Annotated in this window: 4 protein-coding genes; all 4 read right to left on the minus strand. The window is 76.7% G+C overall.

The window, feature by feature from the left end:
• A partial coding sequence (locus tag ACSMHG_RS19465; RefSeq protein WP_435748231.1) for a nucleotide-binding protein occupies window positions 1-568 on the minus strand: 568 nt, incomplete at its 3' end.
• Window positions 565-1,179, minus strand: coding sequence for a cob(I)yrinic acid a,c-diamide adenosyltransferase (cobO, locus tag ACSMHG_RS19470; protein ID WP_435748233.1), 615 nt, complete (start codon window positions 1,177-1,179; stop codon window positions 565-567). The genes ACSMHG_RS19465 and cobO, both read right to left, overlap by 4 nt.
• A gap of 1 nt (window position 1,180) precedes the next feature.
• Window positions 1,181-1,852 carry a 5,6-dimethylbenzimidazole synthase gene (gene bluB / locus ACSMHG_RS19475; protein WP_435748235.1) on the minus strand — a complete coding sequence of 224 codons (672 nt, stop codon included), beginning with the start codon at window positions 1,850-1,852 and terminating at the stop codon, window positions 1,181-1,183.
• The coding region (locus ACSMHG_RS19480; protein ID WP_435748237.1) for a vWA domain-containing protein at window positions 1,849-2,483 on the minus strand (635 nt) is incomplete at its 5' end. The genes ACSMHG_RS19480 and bluB, both read right to left, overlap by 4 nt.

Raw genomic sequence — 2,483 nt, forward strand, 5'->3', positions numbered from 1 at the left:
GCGAGGGCGCGGCGACGCCGGCGTCGCGGGGGACCGCGCCCAGCACCGGCAGGCCGATCGCGGAGCGGACCTCCGCGACCTGGCGCGGCGAGCCGGCCTGGTTGAGCACCACGCCGACGACGTCGACCGTGTCGTCCCACGTGGCCAGCCCGTGGACGAGCGCCCCGACGGTGCGCGAGGCGCGGGAGATGTCGACGACGAGGACCACCGGGCTGCGGGTCAGGGTGGCGACGTGGGCGGTCGAGGCGTACCCGCGGCCGCCGATCCGCCCGTCGTACAGCCCCATGACGCCCTCGACGACCGCGACGTCCGCCCCGGCGGCGCCGTGCCGCAGGAGGGGTACGACGCGGTCCTCGCCGACCAGGTGCGGGTCGAGGTTGCGGCCCGGCCGTCCGCAGGCCAGCGCGTGGTAGCCGGGGTCGATGTAGTCCGGCCCGACCTTGTGGCCGCTGACCACGTGGCCGGCGCGGGTGAGCGCCCGCATCAGGCCGGTGGCGACCGTGGTCTTGCCCTGGCCGGTGGAGGGTGCGGCCACCACCAGCCGGGGCAGCCGGCCGGCGCGGCTCACCACTCGATGCCCCGCTGGCCCTTCTGGCCGACGTCCATGGGGTGCTTGACCTTGGTCATGTCGGTGACCAGGTCGGCGACCTCGACCAGGCGGGGGTCGGCCCGGCGGCCGGTGACGACGACGTACTGCCGGCCGGGCCGGTTCGCGAGGGTCTCGACGACGTCGTCGACGTCGACCCAGCCCCACTGCATCGGGTAGGTGAACTCGTCGAGCACGTAGAGGTCGTGGGTCTCGGCGGCGATCCGTCGCTTGACCTCGGCCCAGCCCTCGGCGGCCTCGGCGGCGTGGTCCTCGGCCTCCCCGGCCTTGCGCGACCACGACCAGCCGGCGCCCATCTTGTGCCACTCGACGGGGCCGCCCTCGCCGGTCTCCTCGTGCAGCTGTCCGAGGCGCTCGAGGACGGTCTGCTCGCCGATGCGCCACTTGGCGGACTTCACGAACTGGAAGACCCCGACGTTCCACCCCTGGTTCCAGCTCCGGATGGCCAGGCCGAAGGCGGCCGTCGACTTCCCCTTGCCGTCGCCGGTGTGGACCATCAGCAGCGGCCGGTTGCGGCGCTGGCGGGTGGTGAGCCCGTCGTCGGGCACGGCGGTCGGCTGTCCCTTGGGCACGTCAGCCCCTCCAGGTGTCGGCGTGGATGGCGTCGGCGAGCGGCCGGCGGGTGCGCCAGCCGTGCCGCTCCAGGTCCGGGACGGTCTGCAGCCGGCTGACCTCGCCGAGGCAGAGCCACGCCACCGGCCGGACGTCGTCGGGGATGCCGAGCAGCTCGCGCAGGAACTCCTCGCGGTAGAACGACACCCAGCCCAGGCCCAGCCCCTCGGCGGTCGCGGCCAGCCAGAGGTTCTGGATGGCCAGGCAGGTGGAGTAGAGGCCGGCATCGGCGATCGCGTGGCGGCCGAGCACCTGCGGCCCGCCGCGGCCCTGGCTGTGGGTGACGACGACGCCGAGCCCGGACTCCAGCACGCCCTCGACCTTGATCCGGTCGAACGTCGCCCGCCGCTCCGGCGGCAGGGACGCGGCGTACGTCGCCCGCTCGGTGTGGACGTGGTCGCGGAACCGCTCGCGGGTGGCCCGGTCGCGGACCAGCACGAAGTCCCACGGCTGGCTGTGGCCCACGCTGGGCGCCGCGTGCGCCGCGCCGAGGACGCGTCCGAGGACCTCGTCGGCCGGCGGCCGGCCGGTGAACTCGGCCCGGACGTCGCGGCGGCGCGCGATGACGTCGTACAGGTCGGCGGTCGGGCCGGCGGTCGGGCCGGCGGTCGGGCCGGCGGTCGGTGTCGTCATGCGGCGCGGCCCTGCCGGGCGACGCCGGCGAGCTGCTCGGCGCTGACGTCGCCGAGCGGCAGGTACTCGCCGCGGAGGTGCCCGGCGAGCGCGCGGGCGAGCCCCAGCCGCATCGGACCGCTCTCGCAGTCGACGACGACGGCCGGCACCCCGGCGGCGGCGAGCGCGTCGGCGGCCCGCCGTGAGCGGGGGACCGGGTCGGCGCCGGCGGTCGCCCGCCCGTCGGTGACGACGACGAGCAGCGGCCGCAGCCGGGGGTCCCGCAGCCGCTCGACGTCGAGCACCCGCGCCGCCTCGAGCAGGCCCTCCGCGAGCGGGGTGCGTCCGCCGGCGGGGACGCGGTCGAGGCGGGTGGCGGCGACGTCGACCGAACGGGTGGGCGGCAGGACCAGGTCGGCGCCGGTCCCGCCGAAGGTCACCAGCCCGACCTTGTCCCGGCGGCGGTAGGCGTCGAGGAGCAGGGAGAGGATCGCCGTCTTGACCTCCGCCATCCGGCGCCGCGCCGCCATCGAGCCGGACGCGTCGACGCAGAAGAGCACGAGGTTCGCCTCGCGGCCCTCGCGCACGGCGGTGCGCAGGTCGGCGCCGCGGAGCAGCAGCCGGCCGCCCGCCCGGCCGCCCGCCCGGCCGC

The organism is Nocardioides ureilyticus (assembly GCF_051280745.1).
In the GTDB taxonomy this organism is placed as follows: Bacteria; Actinomycetota; Actinomycetes; order Propionibacteriales; family Nocardioidaceae; genus Nocardioides.